Annotated in this window: 14 protein-coding genes and 4 pseudogenes; 14 read left to right on the plus strand and 4 right to left on the minus strand. The window is 70.8% G+C overall.

Features of this window, described 5'->3' with window-relative positions:
- Positions 1 to 576, plus strand: a 576-nt coding sequence (locus LE548_RS41315) for a hypothetical protein (RefSeq protein ID WP_225102201.1), incomplete at its 5' end; no start/stop codon positions are given.
- Positions 577 to 656: 80 nt separating this feature from the next.
- On the opposite strand, the pseudogene LE548_RS41320 reads toward LE548_RS41315, so the two are convergent.
- Positions 657 to 902 (minus strand): annotated as a pseudogene (locus LE548_RS41320) (transposase); the annotation flags it as partial.
- A gap of 395 nt (positions 903 to 1297) precedes the next feature.
- On the opposite strand from LE548_RS41320, the gene LE548_RS46825 reads away from it, so the two are divergent.
- From LE548_RS46825 to LE548_RS41350, 6 genes and pseudogenes are all read left to right on the plus strand, one after another.
- Positions 1298 to 1444 (plus strand): hypothetical protein, encoded by a 147-nt coding sequence (locus tag LE548_RS46825; protein ID WP_374116248.1) that lies wholly within the window; start codon positions 1298 to 1300, stop codon positions 1442 to 1444.
- Positions 1441 to 1758, plus strand: a pseudogene (locus LE548_RS41330) (ATP-binding protein); the annotation flags it as partial. The gene LE548_RS46825 and the pseudogene LE548_RS41330, both read left to right, overlap by 4 nt.
- 408 nt (positions 1759 to 2166) lie before the next feature.
- The gene (locus tag LE548_RS41335) at positions 2167 to 3636 is read left to right on the plus strand and encodes an ABC transporter substrate-binding protein (protein ID WP_225102202.1); all 1470 of its coding nucleotides are present in this window, start codon (positions 2167 to 2169) and stop codon (positions 3634 to 3636) included.
- A 40-nt stretch (positions 3637 to 3676) separates the two neighbouring features.
- Positions 3677 to 5482: pseudogene (locus tag LE548_RS41340) on the plus strand (ABC transporter permease subunit).
- A gap of 132 nt (positions 5483 to 5614) precedes the next feature.
- Positions 5615 to 7213 (plus strand): ABC transporter ATP-binding protein, encoded by a 1599-nt coding sequence (locus tag LE548_RS41345; protein WP_225102203.1) that lies wholly within the window; start codon positions 5615 to 5617, stop codon positions 7211 to 7213.
- Positions 7210 to 8511, plus strand: coding sequence for an MFS transporter (locus LE548_RS41350; RefSeq protein ID WP_225102204.1), 1302 nt, complete (start codon positions 7210 to 7212; stop codon positions 8509 to 8511). Before LE548_RS41345 ends, LE548_RS41350 begins: the two co-directional genes overlap by 4 nt.
- Positions 8512 to 8807: 296 nt before the next feature.
- Here the strand turns inward: LE548_RS41350 and LE548_RS41355 are convergent.
- A pseudogene (locus LE548_RS41355) lies at positions 8808 to 9014 on the minus strand (IS5/IS1182 family transposase); the annotation flags it as partial.
- Positions 9015 to 9042: 28 nt separating this feature from the next.
- Here LE548_RS41355 and LE548_RS41360 point away from each other — a divergent pair.
- Entirely contained in the window at positions 9043 to 9279 is a 237-nt protein-coding gene (locus LE548_RS41360; protein ID WP_225102205.1) for a hypothetical protein, read from the plus strand.
- 395 nt (positions 9280 to 9674) lie between these two features.
- Here LE548_RS41360 and LE548_RS41365 read toward each other — a convergent pair whose 3' ends face one another.
- Positions 9675 to 10559: a LysR family transcriptional regulator gene (locus LE548_RS41365; RefSeq protein ID WP_225102206.1), complete on the minus strand. Its 885-nt coding sequence runs from the start codon at positions 10557 to 10559 to the stop codon at positions 9675 to 9677.
- A gap of 71 nt (positions 10560 to 10630) precedes the next feature.
- Between LE548_RS41365 and LE548_RS41370 the strand changes: the two genes are divergently transcribed.
- Both LE548_RS41370 and LE548_RS41375 read left to right on the plus strand, forming a co-directional pair.
- The gene (locus LE548_RS41370; RefSeq protein WP_225102207.1) at positions 10631 to 11047 is read left to right on the plus strand and encodes an ester cyclase; all 417 of its coding nucleotides are present in this window, start codon (positions 10631 to 10633) and stop codon (positions 11045 to 11047) included.
- The gene (locus LE548_RS41375; protein ID WP_225102208.1) at positions 11037 to 11795 is read left to right on the plus strand and encodes an SDR family NAD(P)-dependent oxidoreductase; all 759 of its coding nucleotides are present in this window, start codon (positions 11037 to 11039) and stop codon (positions 11793 to 11795) included. The genes LE548_RS41370 and LE548_RS41375 overlap by 11 nt, the downstream gene beginning before the upstream one ends.
- A 453-nt stretch (positions 11796 to 12248) precedes the next feature.
- Here the strand turns inward: LE548_RS41375 and LE548_RS41380 are convergent, their stop codons facing one another.
- Positions 12249 to 12947: a GntR family transcriptional regulator gene (locus LE548_RS41380; RefSeq protein ID WP_225102209.1), complete on the minus strand. Its 699-nt coding sequence runs from the start codon at positions 12945 to 12947 to the stop codon at positions 12249 to 12251.
- Positions 12948 to 13309: 362 nt separating this feature from the next.
- Here LE548_RS41380 and LE548_RS41385 point away from each other — a divergent pair, with 362 nt between their 5' ends.
- The 4 genes from LE548_RS41385 to LE548_RS41400 all read left to right on the plus strand — a co-directional run bounded on the left by LE548_RS41385 (position 13310) and on the right by LE548_RS41400 (position 16753).
- Positions 13310 to 14758, plus strand: a complete 1449-nt coding sequence (locus LE548_RS41385; RefSeq protein WP_225102210.1) for an MFS transporter — start codon at positions 13310 to 13312, stop codon at positions 14756 to 14758.
- A 55-nt stretch (positions 14759 to 14813) separates the two neighbouring features.
- Positions 14814 to 15194, plus strand: a complete 381-nt coding sequence (locus LE548_RS41390) for an ABC transporter substrate-binding protein (RefSeq protein WP_225102211.1) — start codon at positions 14814 to 14816, stop codon at positions 15192 to 15194.
- A gap of 63 nt (positions 15195 to 15257) precedes the next feature.
- Entirely contained in the window at positions 15258 to 15719 is a 462-nt protein-coding gene (locus LE548_RS41395; RefSeq protein WP_225102212.1) for a hypothetical protein, read from the plus strand.
- Positions 15716 to 16753 (plus strand): ornithine cyclodeaminase family protein, encoded by a 1038-nt coding sequence (locus LE548_RS41400; protein ID WP_225102213.1) that lies wholly within the window; start codon positions 15716 to 15718, stop codon positions 16751 to 16753. The genes LE548_RS41395 and LE548_RS41400 overlap by 4 nt, the downstream gene beginning before the upstream one ends.
- Positions 16754 to 16770: the final 17 nt, after the last annotated feature.

A 16770-nucleotide genomic window follows, 5' to 3' on the forward strand; every position in this document is an offset into this window, starting at 1 on the left:
GAAAACGCCTCGGCGAGGAACAAAAGCCGAAGGCCGAGGTCACATCTGCGCTTGACAGGCCCGGCCCTCATGGGTGGGCGTTTGGAGAACCGGATCGTCATGGGCAGCGTTGACCCGTCTTACCAGCACATCCGCAAGCTCGTAGAAGCCGGCGCAGGACTGAGCGTCCCGGGCGCCGAGTTGAAGTGGTACGACCTGCGTCGCGCCGAGGCTGAGATGGGGCCCGAGGCGCGCGAACAGGCCCGGAAGTTCGTCGCGGCCGAGGCCGAAGCCGGAACCCTGGCCTGCGACGACGAGCTCGGGTTCGTGATCCTGCACCAGGTCGGCGACGCGTACCTGTTGCTGGTCATGGTCTGGCGCAACGAGAACGAGCTGTGGGAGACCATCTACTTCAACACCGGTGAAGGGTTCCAGCGCATCGACTTCCCCGGCGTTCTCAAGGGCACCTACTGCGTATGGGAACTCGGCATCGTCGCCCACGAGCAGCAGGCCTGGATCCGGTACCTGTTCTCCAACCGCGACGAGAAGGCCCGCACCGAGTACCTCCACGACAGGCTGGTGCAGGCCGAAGTCTGACGACTGCGTCGGCCGCCGATCGCCGTCCCGAGCGACAGGCTCAGTCCTGGCCCGGAACCGTCTTTGCCGACTCGAAGCTACGGTGGCGCGTCACGGTCGCCGGGAAGGCTGTCGACCTTCAGCCGGATCAACGTGCCCTCGGCCAGGGGGAGTTGGCCGTCCAGGTCGATCCATGCCGAGCAGTGGGGGAGCCGGGGATGGACCCGGTCCCATGCGCGGGCCCCGGCCTTGCCGTAGCGGGGCGTGTCGTTCATGGTCACCACCGCCGGCTCCGGCTTCGCCAGGCGGAACTCCGGTCCGTGCTTCGGCGGCCGGCCGCCCTTGGGTCATGGACGCGCGGCGAGGTCATCGGCCATCGGGCGGTGCGCGACCACATGGCTCTGCGCTCGTTGCCCGAGACTCCGTATGTGGTCGCGCAGCGGCATCTGCGGCACGTCGACAAGGGCTGCATGGCCGTGTTCGACGCAAACCTCTGCTCGGTGCACGCTCGGAAGGTCCGCCCGCGCCAGCTGTCGAGATCCGGGCCACGAAGTCTCAGGTCACACTGCACTCCACCGTCCCCGGAGGCGACTGTCAGACCCTGCCGGCCATCCATCTGCGGGCCGTTGGACGCGGCGCCCGCATCGTCGTCGGCAGGCACTGGGACGGCCTGCCCACCGGCGCCGGCCGTCGCGTCACCACCGGCGACAGCCCGCCTTCACCCCGCCGGGGTCAGTCCCTCGTGCCGGAAGCCGGCCCGTCGCAGGCCCTGCTGGACCGGGCCGCTGCCGCCCACGTCGAGGTCGGCCGCCGTCCGCTGTCGGTCTATGACGAGCTGACCGGCGCCCGCCGCTTCACGTCCAATTCTTCGACGATGGAAGGCCGTTGAGCGAGCTGAGCGGCACCGCCATCCGCACCACGGCCGTCAAGCTCGGCCTGCCCCACCTGGCCGAGGCCCTGAACCAGTACATCCAGCGGGCTGACGAGGCCAAGATGGGCTACCTCGACTTCCTTGACCTGGTCCTGGCCGAGGAACTCGCTGTCCGTGACGACCGCCCCTTCCGGCAGGACCTGCGACTGTCGAGGCTGCCGCACCACAAGACGTTGGAGGACTTCGACTTCGACCACCAGCGGTCGGTCAAACGCGCGGTCATCGCCCACCTCGGGACGCTGGACTTCGTCGTCGGCAAGGAGCACGTGAGCGCCCGAGCAGGGTTTGAAGCTGGTCGGTGACGCCGCGGTACCAGCCCCGATCAGCCGGGTGAGGGTCTTCATGTGCTCGCTCCCTCATCGGCGGCACGGACGCCCTCGTCGGTCTCCACGTCGGCTACACCTACGACCTCGCGTCGGGCGGATGCATCGTGTGCGTACCGACCCTCCTGTTCGCCGCGACCTAGTGCCTGCTGCCGGCACGGGCTGCCCGGCCGCCGTCGCCGATGCACGCGGCCGGCCATGGCGAACGAAGCCCTTTGATGAACATGATTGTCATCTGCTAAGTTTTCCACCTCGCAGCTTTGCCTTTCCATTGCTTTCTCATTGCTTGGATGTGCCGTGCTCCCGTCTGCCTCTGCGGCCCGCCGCGCCCTCTGCCGGCGCGGTCTGCTGGCCGCCTTGTCCGTCACCGTCATCGCCGTACCCGCGCTCTCCGGCTGCTTCGCGTCCTCCGCGGCGTCCGACAGCGCGGGCAGTGGCGACAAGCGGATCCGTGTCGCGATGATGCAACCCCCGCGCTCCGGCCTCTCGCCGCTGAGCGACGACGCGTTCAAGCTCTCCCGCTGGTCGACCGCCGAGACCCTCGTCCGGCTCGACGCCCATGGTGACGCGCAGCCGATGCTGGCCACCAAGTGGCGCCAGGACGGCCGCACGTGGACCTTCGAGCTACGCGAGGGCGTCACCTTCCACGATGGTACGAAGCTCACCGCCACCGATGTCGTACGGTCCCTGCGGCGCGCCGCAGACGCCTCACCCAAGCCACGCATCCTCGACGGCGTGACCCTGGACATCGCGGCCGAGGGCACCCACACCGTACGGATCACCACGGCCGACGTGGACCCGCTCGTTGCCCAGCGGATGTCCTCGCCGCAGCTGTCGATCCTGGCCGCGAAGGCGTACGGGAGGAAGACCGTGAACCCGGTGGGCGCCGGAACCGGGCCGTTCGAGCTCACCAAGTCCGGTGGCACGAGCTACGCGACCCTCGACCGGTACGAGGACTACTGGGGCGGGCGCGCGAAGGCCGCGGGTATCGACGTGAAGTACATCCCCGACGGCACCGCCCGCGCCGCCGCCCTGCGCAGCGGCGAGGCCGACATCGTCGAGGCGGTCCCCGTCTCGCAAGCCTCGCTCCTGGAGGAGAACCAGATCACCGAGGTGCCGATGCCGCGCACCAACACCCTTTATCTGAATACCGAGTCGGGGCCGTTCCGCGCTCCAGGGCTGCGGGCCGCCGCCCGCGAGGCGATCGATACCCGCTCGATCGTGAAGGGCGTGTACGAAGGGCGCGCCGACGTCGCGAAGGGGCTGCTCGGGCCCGCGCTGCCCTGGGCCGACGGGCTCCGCAGCGACGTGACCGGGCGGGCGGAGGCTGCCGGCCCGAAGGGCGCCGAGATCACCATCGGCACCTTCACCGACCGGGCCGAACTCCCGGAAGTGGCCGCCGTGTTGCAGCAGCAGCTGCAGGAGGCGGGCTTCAGGGTGAGGCTGGAGATCCGCGAGTACGCCAACATCGAGGCGGACGCCCTGGAAGGGAAGTTCGACGCGTTCATCCTCTCGCGGGCCACGATTCTCGACTCCGGCGACCCGGCCGCGTACCTGTACAGCGACTTCGCCTCCGACGGGTCCTTCAACATCGCGCAGCTCGCCGAAGCGGAGGTGGATGCCGCCCTGGACAAGGCCGGCGAGACCCCGGCCGGTGACAAGCGGCGCCGCGCGATCATCGCCGCCGAGGCCGCCGTCCTGAAGACCGACGCCGCGATCCCCATGCTGCACGAGCGGGTGATCCAGGGGGACGCGTCGAACGTCGTCGGCTCGGTCAAGGACCCGCGGGAGCGGGAACTCATCGGCCTCGACACGTATGTGAAGTGAGGCGTTCGTGATACGTGACCGAGGGTGCGAAGCCCTGTTCGTGATACGGGGGCGGCGGCGAGGCTCCCTGGCCGTCGCCCTCTTCGGCAGGGCTCTCGCGCTCGCCGCCGTGGTCACCTGCGTCGGGCTGTTGCCCTGGTTTTCGGGCAGGGACCCGGCGCTGAGCGTGCTGCGGGCGCGCTCAGCCGAGCAGGAGGCGACACCCGAGGCGCTCGCCGCGGTCCGGGACGACCTCGGACTCGACGGCGGCCTGCTCACCCAACTCGGACGCTGACTAGGGGACTTGGCGCACGGGAACTTCGGGACGTCGTGGGTGTCGGGGGCCGACGTCGGCCCGGGTGTACTGCCGGCGCTCACCGTGTCACTGGCCCTGATGGCCGCCTCGCTGGCCGTGGCCCTGCTGCTCGCGGCCATGCTGGGCGCGCGGACCGTGGTGAGCGGCGCCCGCGGAACACTGGCCGGGCGGACGAGTACGGGTGCTGGTGCGGCGATGCTCGCCTCGGTGCCCGAATTCCTGCTCGCCACGGTCGGGTTGCTGCTGCTCGGGGTGTGGCTCGGGTGGCTGCCCACGTCCGGGTGGAGCGGGCCCGTGGACATGGTGCTCCCCGCCCTGGCCATGGGCCTCCCCGCGGGCGGGCTGCTGGGGCGGCTCGTCACGGACGCGCTGCCCGGCGCGTACGGGGAACGCTGGGCCGAGCTGTGGCGGGCCTCGGGGGTCTCCTCGTGGCGGATCGCGCTCGCCGGACTGCGGCGCGCGGTACCGGCCGTGGTGCCCCAACTCGGCCTCGTCGCGGTCGGGCTGACTGCAGGAGCCGTCGCCGTCGAGACCGTGTTCGCAATTCCCGGGATCGGGCGTACCGCCCTGGGCGCGGCCAAGGCACAGGACGTACCGCTGCTTCAGGCGTGTGTCCTCGCGCTGCTCGCGCTGGGGCTCGCGGCTGGAACCCTGGCTCACGTGGTTCGCCGCCGACTGCTCGGCCCGGGTCTGCAGGACGCGCAACTCGCCCTGCCCGCACCACAGCCGGCGACTGCCACCTGGTCACGCATCGCCGTCCCCGCCGTCCTGGGCCTCGGTCTCCTCGCCGTCACCGTCGTAGGACTGCTGCGCGACCCGTACACGGTGCAGACCGCGGCACGGCTCGCCCCTCCATCGCTCACGCATCCGCTGGGCACGGACGGTCTCGGCCGGGACGTGCTCGCCCGGCTCGGACACGGCGCCGCCTCCACCATCGGCACGGCCGCCGCCGTCACCGCGGTGAGCGCGCTCGTCGGGCTCGCGCTCGGATTCCTGCCGGTCTTCTCGGCCGGCCTCGCGGATGTCGCCAACGCGCTGCCGCCGGTGATCCTCGGGCTGCTCGTCGCAGGCGCCACAGGCCCCGGCGCCTCGGGCGCGGCTCTCGCGGTCACCCTGGTCTCCTGGCCACCGCTGGCCGCGCACGCCGCGACGCTGGTCGGCGAGGTGCGGGCAGCACGTTTCCTGGTGGCACAGCGGGCGCTCGGCGCGACACGTGGCTGGATCCTGGCCCGGCACGTCCTGCCCGCCGTCGCCGGGCCCGTCGCCCGGCACGCGGTGCTCCGCCTGCCCGGCACCGCGCTCGCGCTCGCCTCGCTCGGCTTCCTCGGCCTCGGCGCACAGGCCCCCGCACCGGAGTGGGGGCTGCTGCTCGACGAGTCCCGGTCCTACCTGGAGCGGGCCCCGTGGGCGGCGCTCGCTCCCGCCCTGGCGCTGGCCGCGCTGGCAGGCCTCGCGGTGTCCGTGTCGTCGCTGTCGTGGGGCGGCGGCACGCGGGCCCGGAGCCGGCGCGCTCCACTTCCCGCCGAGCGGGCGGCGGGGCACGGAGCGTGAGGCCCGCCGGCTGGCGCCGCCCGACCAGAGCCGCGCCACCCGCTGCCCCAGCGAGGGAGCGTGGCCCTCCCCGGCCGCGCACCCTCCCGCGCGCCACGCACCCGCAACCCCGTACGTAGGAAGGATCATTCCGTGTCACCCGAGTCATCGCCCGAGCTCCCCGAGCCCCTGCTCTCCCTGAGGGACTTGACGATCACGCTGCCCGGGGACCGCGCCACGCCCGTACGTGACGTGTCCCTCGACGTCGGCGTCGGCCAGGCGCACGCCCTCGTCGGGGAGTCCGGAGCGGGCAAGACCCTGACGGCTCGGGCCGTGCTCGGATTGCTGCCGTACGGGGCTCGGGTGACTGGCGCCGTACGGTTCGCCGAGCGGGACATCGAGCTCGGCGGGCAGCGGGAGCCGTGGGGGCGCGAGATCGGTTACGTACCGCAGGACGCCCTGTCGGTGCTCTCCCCCGTGCACCCCGTGGGCGATCAACTGGCGGCGTCTCTAAGGTCATTGGGCGGGCTCAGCATGCGGAAAGCCCGGGCCTCGGTCGTCGCCGCCCTCGACCGTGTCGGCATCCCGGACGCCGCGCGGCGCGCCCGGTCCTATCCGCACGAGTTCTCCGGCGGCATGCGCCAGCGCGCCGTCATCGCCCTGGCCACCCTGCACCGGCCACGGCTGCTCGTCGCCGACGAGCCCACCACCGCGCTCGACCCGCTCATCCAGGACCAGATCCTCGGCCTGCTCGCCGAGCAACGGGCCGCATCCGAAGCGGCACTCCTGCTGATCACCCACGACCTGCCGCTCGTCAGCCGGTGGGCGGACCGGGTGACGGTGCTGCACGGCGGAGCGGTACAGGAGGCCGGACCGGTGCACCACGTCCTGACAGAGCCGAAGGCGGCGTACACTCGCAGGCTCCTCGCGGCCGGGCGACGCCCGCAGCGCCCGACATCGACCGTGAACAAGCACGATCTCCTGCTGTCCGTACGGGACTTGACGGTCCAGTACCCGGGACGACGCCGGGGCGAGACGGCCGTGACAGCGGTCGACAAGGTCTCCTTCGACGTGGCGCGAGGCGAGACCCTCGCCCTGATCGGCGCCTCCGGATCCGGCAAGTCCTCCATCGCCGAGGCCGTCCTGCGGCTGCACCGCGCCGCCTCGGGATCGGTCCGCTTCGCCGGGCGGGAACTGCTCGGTCTCGACGACACGGAGTTGCGCGCGCTACGACCGCGCATACAGCCGGTGTTCCAGGACCCGTACGGCTCGCTCAGCCCACGCCAACGCATCCGGGCAGCGATCGCCGAACCACTGCGCATACAAGGGCGTTGGGACAACGCGAGCGGCCCGGCCCGCGTCGCCGAACTGCTGCGACAGGTCGGCCTCGACCCCGCGCTCGGCCCCCGCCGCCCGCACGAACTGTCCGGCGGGCAGTGCCAGCGAGTCGGCATCGCCCGGGCGCTCGCCTCCGAACCCGAGGTGCTCGTTCTCGACGAGCCGGTCTCCGGGCTCGACCCGACCGTACGGGCCGGCGTCCTCGACCTGCTGGAGTCGCTGCAGCGCGAGCTGGGGCTCGGCTACCTGTTCATCTGCCACGACATGGACGTGGTGGCCTCCTTAGCCCACCGCGTCGCCGTCCTGAAGGACGGGAAGATCGTGGAGACCATGCCGGCGAAGGCGCTGGCGACACCCGGGGAACGCCACCCGTACACCCGTGAACTCCTCGCCACAGCATGCGAGTTCGCATGACATCGACGATCAAGGAGGCACGACCGTGCCCCGTCCTGCACAACTACCGGGCACTGCCCGCACTGCCCAGGCTCCTCGTGTCGTCGCAGTGCGCCTTCAACGTCGGGTTCTTCGCCGTGCTCCCTTACCTTGCCGATCATCTTGCGGGGCTCGGGCTCGCCGGGTGGCTGGTCGGGCTCGTGCTGGGGATGCGGACGTTCAGCCAGCAGGGCATGTTCGTGGTGGGCGGGGCGCTGACGGACCGGTACGGGCCGCGGCCGGTGGTGCTCGTCGGGTGCGCGCTGCGGGTCGTCGGATTCGTATGGCTGGGCTTCGCCGAGACCGTGGGGACGGTGGTCGCGTCGGTGCTGGTCGTGGGGTTCGCCGCGGCGCTGTTCTCACCCGCCGTGGAGAGCGAGATCACGCGACAGGCGGTGCGGTGGGAGCAGGAGAGCGGCCGGTCGCGGGCCCGGATGCTCTCCGTGTTCTCCGTCGGCGGGCAGGCCGGGGCGCTGCTCGGGCCCGTGGTGGGCGCGGCTCTGCTTGCGGTGGGCGGGGCCGACTCGCTCCGGTGGGCATGTCTGGGCGGGGCAGGCGTCTTCGTCGGCGTACTCGTCGCCCACGCACGTCTGATGCCGCGCCGCCCGGTGAGCACGGACGACTCACGACCAGATGGCACCGAACTCCGGGACAGTTTCCGCCTGTTGCTGCGCTCACCCCCGTTTCTCGCGCTCACCGCTGCATACAGCTGCTATCTGCTGAGCTACAACCAGCTGTACTTCGCGCTGCCCGCCGAACTCACCCGGGCGACCGGGTCGCAGGCGGCACTCGGCTGGCTGTTCGCGCTGTCGTCGGCGCTGGTGGTCTGCGGGCAGGTACGCATGTCCCGGTGGGCGGAGCGCCGCTGGCACTGGGGCGGGGCCATGCGGGCCGGACTGTCACTGATCGGGCTGTCGTTCGTGGCGCCGGGGGCGATCACCGCGGCCACCGCTTCGACAGCGGGGGTGGCGCCCGCCGTCCTGTTCGTTGTGCTGATGACCGCGGGGCAGATGCTGGTGATACCCGCGGCGCGCGCCTGGCTGCCCGAGCTGGTGGGCGAGCGACACCTGGGGTTCTTCACGGGGGCGCTGTCGTCCGTCTCGGGTGTCGTGGTGCTGGCGGCAGGCGCGCCGCTGGGGGCACTGCTCGAACGGGCCGGGGCCGCGGCCTGGCCGCTGTTGGCCGTCGTCCCGGCGGCCGGGATTCTGATGGCGCCGCGCCGGCGGTGGACGGCGTCGACGGCCGCACCGGCGCCGGCATCGTGGAGCCGGCGTGCGTGAAGAGCCCGTTGGACCGTGGGACGGTCAACGAGCGCGGCCTCGTCCCCGACTTGGGGGCCACGCGGAAACTCGCCGAGGTACTCGGCCTGTTGGCGGCGTCCGTGACTCGGGCCGCCATGTCGGAGCAGGCCCGCCTCCTCTTGGCACCCCCGCGGGCATGCCGAACCTGTGGGCGTCGGCCGATCCCCGGCTCGGCGAGTACGAGGTACTGGCCGGGATGCTGAGAACCCATCGATCACCTCTTCCACATGACTCCCATGGAGCCAGGCTGATCACTTGATCACGGAAGGGGGCACTTTGAAGCCGTCCTGGTGGCGGGTGCGGTTTTTGTGGATGTGCCGTGCGTCGGGATCGACGGTGGACACCGTCCGGTCAGGCGCGGTGCGCCGGGCGATACGCCAGCGGCCGTCGCGTCCGACGGAGTCCTCGGCCGGTTCCACGTCCTGTCCCGCGACCAGGGCCAGCAGGCCAACAGCTTTCGCGGCCTTCTCGCCCAGCGACTGGACCCCCACTGAGGAAGAGGCCCGTACCTTGGCCCGCTACAAGACGGCCAAGGAGACAGAGCGGGAGCTCAAGCCTGTCGTGCGTGCCATCGGGCTTGAGGGCCTACGCAAGGGCGCCACCCCTGCTCAGCTCAGCGAACTCACTGGCGAGTCCGCCGAGACGTTCCGCCGCATCCGTGATGCTCACGACCTCCCCGTCGACCCGCGCTATAAGAGCCGGGCGTGGCTCGCCCGCGCTCGGAAGACGGCCTTCCCTGAGCAGTGATCAGTCGCGGGCGAGTCGTCGATGACGGGCGGGTCTCGATCCACGCGTGCGCGGCGTGCAGTGCGAAGCGGACTCCTACCGGATTCCCCAGCCGGATGTCGCGGTGGTGCCCCGGATGACGAGGCGGGGCGCGACGATGTCTTCGTCGGCCGCGCTGCCGTTTGTTCGAGAGCCCGTGACCGCTTGACAGCCGGTGTCGGCGTACCTCGCAGCGGAACTCACCGAGGACTCCCGCCATAGCCACCCTGCGGATCGTCTGCGACACCGCAGCGCACGGTGTCGCCTCCGGCACACCGGCACGCGCCCCTCCCAGCGGAGCCGACGTCCTCCAGCCGCAGCTCGTTCCCGACCCGAAGCCCAGCGTCTGGGGCAGGTGAGCGTCAACAGACCTGGGATCAACAGCGTTCGACAGAACCGGTGAGGCAGTCACGGGCCGCCGTGCGGAACGCGGCCACCAGTCGGCTGCGGTCCGCGGCCCGGGTCGCCACGACGACCTGGCCCGGTTCCACACCGTGCAGCGGGATGGCGGTGAGGTCGGGCCGGAGGCCGCCTGTGTGCAGGGCGGCAGGGATGATGGCCACGGCCTGACCCGCGGCGATGCATTCGAGCTTGTCCTCGATGGTCTCGACCGGGGGCCCGTCGGGCGCGGGGCGGCCTCCCGGCCGTGGGTCGATGCGCCAGTACGCGTCCCACTCCCGGTCCGGGAAGCGGGGGATCGGCTCCGCCTCGATGTCGGCGAGCGTCACCGACTTCCGCCCCACCAGCCGGTGCCCGACAGGTATGAGCAGCATCTTCGGCTCGTCGTGGAGGATCGTCACGCGCAGGCCGTCGGTTCGCAGCGGCAGTCGGGTGATCACCGCGTCGACCCGCCGGTCGAGCAGTGCCTCGCGCGGCTCGTGCCACTCCAGGTGCAGCGTGCGTACGTCGGCGTCGGGGCGTCGGTGCCGCACATTCCGCACCGCCGGGGTGATGATGAGGCCCGCGGTGTAGCCGACGGTGATCCGGGTGGGCTGTGCGGCGGCCCGGGCGGCAGCCGTGGCCTGCCCGGAGATGCGCAACAAGGCGCGTGCGTGGGGGAGGAAGGCCTCCCCGGCTTCCGTGAGCCGCGTGCCCTGTCGCGTACGGTCGAACAGCCGCGCCCCCACCTGAGCTTCGAGCTGGCTGATCTGCCGGCTCAGCGACGGCTGCGCGATGTGCAACTCGGCCGCGGCTCGGCCGTAATGCAGGTGTGACGCGACGGCGGCGAAGTAGCGCACCAGCCGTAGGTCGAGATCCGTCATGCCTGGATCGTATGACGTGGTGCGGAACAGGTCTTTGATCACCAGGGGTGCGCGTCCCTAGCGTGAGATCCATGCCAACCGACAATGAGATCGCTGTCCGGCTCTTCTACGAGGCCCTCTCCACCGGTGACACCGCGCTGGTCGACGAGGCACTCGCTGCCGATTGGGACGCCGTCCCGCCGTTGCGCGCCGGGAGCGGACCGGAGGGATGGAAGGCGAGCATCGCTCACCTGCGCGGGGTTTTCAGCGACCTGACCATCGAGATAGAGGACGTCGTCGCCGACGGGGACATGGTCGCCGTGCGGGCGGTCAACCGCGCGAGGCAGACCGGGGAACTCCTCGGCGTCGAGGGCACCGGCCGGGAGGTCGAGTTCCGGGCGGCCGACTTCCACCGGGTGGTCGACGGCCGCATCGTACGGACGTGGCACCTGGAGGACTACTTCGCGATCGCCACCCAGATCGGCCTGGAGTTCACCCGTGGGGCTTGACGGAAAGACGGCGGTGGTGACCGGGGCGGCCCGGGGCATCGGGTACGCATACTGCCGGCGGCTCGCCGCGGACGGCGCCCATGTCGTCGCTGTCGACATCAACGATCCGGCGGACGCCGTGGCGGAGCTGACGGGTGGGGGCGACAAGCTGGGGCTGGTGTGCGATATCAGCGAGCCCTCGCAGGTCGACGCCGTGGCCGGGACGGTCCTCGACCGGTACGGGCGCTGCGACATCCTCGTCAACAACGCCGGCATCTTCCCCTTCACCGACCTCGACCAGGTGACGATTGAGCTGTGGCGCAAGGTTCAGGCCGTCAACGTCGAGGCGATCCTGCTCTTCGCCCAGGCGTTCGCGCCGGGGATGAGGGCCGCCGGGTGGGGGCGCATCGTCAACACCGGCTCGGGCATCACCATGACACAGAACCGCGACCTGGCATACCTGACCAGCAAGGGCACCGTACACGCGCTGACCCGGGCGCTCGCCAACGAACTCGGCGACAGCGGCATCACCGTGAACGCGATCGCGCCCGGCCTGGTGGCGACGGAGGGTTTCCTGGGCCGTGTCAGGACGAGCGGCCCGTCGGCCGACGAGGTCTTCGCCCGCGTGACGGCCATGCAGACCATCAAGCGCCGGTCCGTGCCGGCGGATCTCGGCAACGCGCTCGGCTTCCTGGTCTCGGACGACGCCGACTTCATCACCGGCCAGATCCTGCACGTCGACGGCGGCGTGACACGCACCGGAGCCTGACCGTGCTGGGCGCGATCACCGACCCTTTGCCCGACTCGCCACGCTCGCCTGTACGGCACTCGCCGCCGAGCACGAACTGGGCTTCGACGAGGTCACGTACCGCTCCGAAGAACGGTTCACTTGGGGCGGGCGATGGTGCTGCCGCACCGGCTGGAGAAGCTCCAGATGACGGACCTCAGCAAAGGCGGAACGCGACCGCTTCCTGAGTAGCGCCTCCGGCTGGGCTTCCTGGCGACCTGGTTACCCGGGAGCCCGGCCTGGCGCACGTATGGGCCTGCTCAGCGCACGTGACCGAGGTGGATGACGCTCACGCGGATCTGCTCAGTTTGGAGCGTCCCCATGCTTCCTGATCCCTGAGGTGATTTCCGGCTCGTCGCCGCCTTCGCGGATATGCCGGAGCCAGAGTGTCCTGGCGGACCTTCATCAGCCGTGCGGACGCCTCGGCTCCGGCTTTCATCGTGCGCCGGGGACGGGGTCGGTGCCGGGCGGCAGGATGTCCTTGAGGGATTCGAGGGAGGGGCGGCGTCCGCGTTCTACGTGGACGAAGGCCAGGGAGGCTGCGAGTTCGGTGTCTCCGGCGCAGATGGCTTCGTGCAGTTCACGGTGTTCGGCGCACAGCACGCCGGGGTCGCGGTCGGAGGTGAGCCGGAACAGCCAGCGCACCCGGGCACTGATCGGCGCCATCATCGAGATGAGCAGCCGGCTGCCGGACAGGTTCACGATCGCCTCGTGGAAAGCGGCGTTGGCGGCGGCGATCTCGGTCTGCCGCCCCTGGGCCGTGGCGAGTTCCGCGCGGGCGAAGGCGGGGGAGAGCAGCGTCGAAGCGCGGGCGTGGGCCTGCTGACTGGCCAGACGGGCAGCGAGGACCTCAAGGCTGGTGCGGACGCTGAACAGTTCGTCAATGTCGCGCAGGGTCAGCTGGGTGACGACGGATCCCCGGCGGGGCAGTGTCGTGATCAGGCCCTCGGCTTCGAGCTGGGGAAGGGCCTCGCGGACCGGGATCCTGGAGACCGCGAGGCGCTCGGACAGTTCGCGTTCGAGCAGCCGTGTGCCGGGCGGCAGTTCGCCTTCGATGATGCCGTCCCTCAGGTACTCGTACACCTTGGTGACCAGTGACCGGCCGTCCGGTCCGTCGGAGTCGATTGACGTCATGGCATACAAGATAGCGCCGACCTGCCTTGCGTGAAGCTCCCGCCGGATCGGCGAGAGCGCGGGTGGAGTCGGAATTCATGGCTATTGAGCTGCATGTTTACCAGGTTAGAACTTTCCTGCATGCGCTCTTACGTCGAGTTAACGCGCGAGCTCTGTAGTCACTGATCCGGCCTTTGGTATACCAGAGGGGTCGATGGTCGACGGCGACACACTCACACCGACGCAGAGCACGAAGGTTGCACGCCCGCCCCCACCGTGCCGTCCTCGCGTCTGTCGCTTCTCACCTCTCACGGTCTACGACCGACACCCCTGCTGCTCGCTGAAGGACCTCAACCGCGACAACCAGCCCTGGCAGGTTCCGTATGAGTCCGTCCCCCGTATCCGCGTCCGCCCCGTCCCCGACACGTCCCGCCACCAGCACCCTTGCCCGGACCCTCGACGAAGCCGGCTTCACCCGGGCCCAGTTCTGGGCCCTGATGATCATCCTGGCCGGCATGTTCTTCGACACCCTGGAGCAGAACTCCGTGGGGGCGATGGGCAGCCTCATCAAGTCGTCCCTGCACATCGGCAACAACGAACTGACGGCGATCAACACCGCCACCGTCATCGGCAGGCTCATCGGCCGGTTCGCCGGCGGCTGGATCGCCGACCGCTACGGCCGCCGCGCGTCCCTGAGCACCAACCTCCTCATCTACACCCTGGGCGGACTGCTCAGCGCCGTCTCCTTCGACTACGGCACGCTGCTGGCCAGCCGGCTGATCGTCGGCATCGGCCTGGGCGGCGAGTTCACCATCGGCATCGCGATGCTGTGCGAGATGGTCGCCACCCGCTACCGCGGAACGCTCGTCGCCACCCTCAACATCGGCTCCGGCGGCGTCGGCAACTTCCTGTCCTACGGACTGTTCTTCCTGCTGCTGGGGCCGTTCGCACCGGCTCTCGGCGGCGACGGCCTGGTCTGGCGCTGGACGTTCGTCCTGCTCGCCCTGCCCGCGCTGGTCGTCGTGGCCTACCGCCGGCGCCTGCCGGAAACGCCGCGGTTCCTTCTCGCCCAGGGCCGTGTCGATGAGGCCAACCTCTCACTGGCACGACTGACCGGCGACTCGCTCGCTCCGCGGCGCGTCACATCTGTGCCGCCCATACTGAGCGCGGCGGACATCCCCGGCCACCGGTTCAAGGCGTCACCGGCCGCCGTCTTCCACCGCTCGGTGCTGCCCCGGACGATCACCATCGGCGCCGCGTCGTGGATGGCGTTCGGAGCGCAGGTCACCCTGAACTTCCTGATGCCGACGCTGCTGACCGAGCGCGGCTACTCGCTGTCCGACAGCCTGCTCTACACAATGATCATGAATGTCGGTTCGCTGCTCGGGGCCTGCGCCTCGGCACTGCTGGCCGGTCGCTGCGGCAGGCGCTGGGTGGTCGGCGCGGCCGGCAGCCTGGGCTGCCTCACCGCGGCCGCCTTCGCGGTCCTCGCCCAGGAGAGCGCGGCCATCCTCGTCATCGGCGCGCTGTTCCAGTTCTTCACCATGATCACGAACACCACGCTGGCCGTGTGGTCGCCGGAGCTCTACCCGACGGCGATCCGGGCCAGCGGAACCTCCATCGTCAACGGCATCGGCAACATCGCCGGTGCGGTGATGCCGTTCGCCGCCATCGCGCTGTTCGACCGGTTCTCCTTCGCCGGCGTCTTCGGGATGGTCGCGGTGATGTACGCCGTGCTCGTGCTCGCCTCCCGATTCGCCCCGGAGACCCGGGGCCGAACGCTTGAGGAGGTCAACGAGACCACCGCACCGGCCGCACCCGCCGACGTCTGAGACAACGGCACCCGCACTCCGTCACCCGCACAGCAACAGAACCAGAGAGGCCACCATGCAGTCCCTCAGCATCTCCGCCACCGCCAACGGCCTGAACTACCTGCCCGAATACCTCGCCGACCGGGAAGGCATCTTCCGGGACGCCGGTCTCGATGTGTCCGCCGTGGCCCGCGACCCCTGGACCGGTGTGCTGGACGACCTCGACTCCGGGCAGGCCGACATCGCCCTGGGCGGTCTGTGGGTACCGGCCATGTACGCCGGCAGCGACCGCAAGGTGAGCGTCGTCTGCCAGCTCAACCACCAGTTCCCGATGGCGATCGCCATCCGCGGCGCCACGGGCGGCGGTGACTTCACCCTCGGCGACCTGCGTGGCAGGACCGTCCTGGCACCCGGCGCCGGCGGCAGCGTTCCCTACGAGTTCACCGCGGGCCTGTAGCGCGAGGCCGGCATCGACCCGGCCGACATCCGCTTCGTACGCGACCTGTCCACCGCGATGCTCGTGGAACTGTTCACCGCGGGCCTAGGCGACGCCATCATCGCCGACCTGGTCACCGCCACCGAACTCGAAGCCTCCGGAGCCGCCCGCATCGTCTTCCGGCACCTCGACGACGGCGGCATCATGCCCAACAGCGTCTACTACTGCCGCACCGACCGCATCGAGGAACTGCGCGAGCGCATCACCCACTTCGTGTCCTCGATCGACGCCGCGATGCGGCTGGTGCCCACCGCCGACCCGCACAGCATCGACACCATCCTCAAGCAGCGGTGGCCGGACAAGGACCAGGGCATCCTGCGCGCGGTGTACCAGCAGATGGCCGACAGCGCCCTGTGGCAGACCGTGGCCATCGACGAGAGCGCCAGCGACCGGTGGATGCGCATCCTCGAAGACGGCGGCCTGGTCAACGCCGCGCCCTCCTACGCCTCGCTCGCCGACGACAGCTTCATGGCGGCCCACCGGTGACCCTGTTCCTCCACACCACCGACCTCGACGGCCTGGTCGGCCGCGCCGAACTCATCGACGCCGTACGGGCCGTATTCCTCGACCTCGCCCGCGGGCTGGCCGAACAACCGGCCCCGCAGTCCTTCCCCGGAGCCGGCACCACCCAGTTCCTGCCGATGACCGCCACCTCCCACCGGCTGGGCCTGTCGGTGGTCAAGGTCATGTCGGACGCCCCCGACAACCGCGCCGCCGGCCGGCCGGCCCAACGCTCCACCGTTCTGGTCCTTGACGCCCGCACCGGCGAACGCCTCGCCGTACTGGACGGCGAGGTCGGCACCCGGATGCGCACCGCGGCGGCAAGCGCGGTCGCCACCGACGTCCTCGCCCGGCCCGACGCACACGTGCTGGGGCTGGTCGGCGCCGGCCGCCTCGCAATCGAGCACCTCCACGCCCTGCGGGAGGTCCGCACCATCGACACCGTGCACGTGTGGTCCCGCTCCGCCGCCACCCTGCGGGCCTTCCGCGCCGCGGTGGACGGACTGCTCGACGTGATCGAGGAGTCCGACCCGCGGCACCTGGTCGAATCCGCCGACATCCTCTGCACCCTCACCCCCGCCCGGGACCCGGTCGTGTCGGGGCGGTGGTTCCGGCCCGGCCTCCACGTCAACGCCGTCGGGGCCCCACCGCGCCCCGACCACCGGGAGATCGACGCCGTCGGCATGGCCCGCGCCGTCGTCGTCGTGGACAGCACCGCCACCCAGCTCGCCAAGTCCGGCGAAGCCCTGCTGTCCATCGAGGAAGGAGCCACGCTCCCGCAGACGTTCGGCCGGGAACTCGGCGCGGTCCTGGCCGGAACGGCGCCGGGCCGTCAACTCCCGGACGACATCACCCTGTTCAACTCCGTCGGTATCGCGCTGGAAGACCTCGCCTACGCGGCCCTCGCCATGGACCGCGCCCAGGTCCCCGGGCCCGGCTCCGCAGCAACCGCCCTGACCGCCGCCCCCGCGGAGTGCTTCATCACCGAGCCGCGGCGTCCGGCGGAGGCGATGCCGTGACCACGATCGCCGTCGCA

Source organism: Streptomyces sp. CoH27, assembly GCF_020181035.1.
Lineage (GTDB): Bacteria > Actinomycetota > Actinomycetes > Streptomycetales > Streptomycetaceae > Streptomyces > Streptomyces camelliae.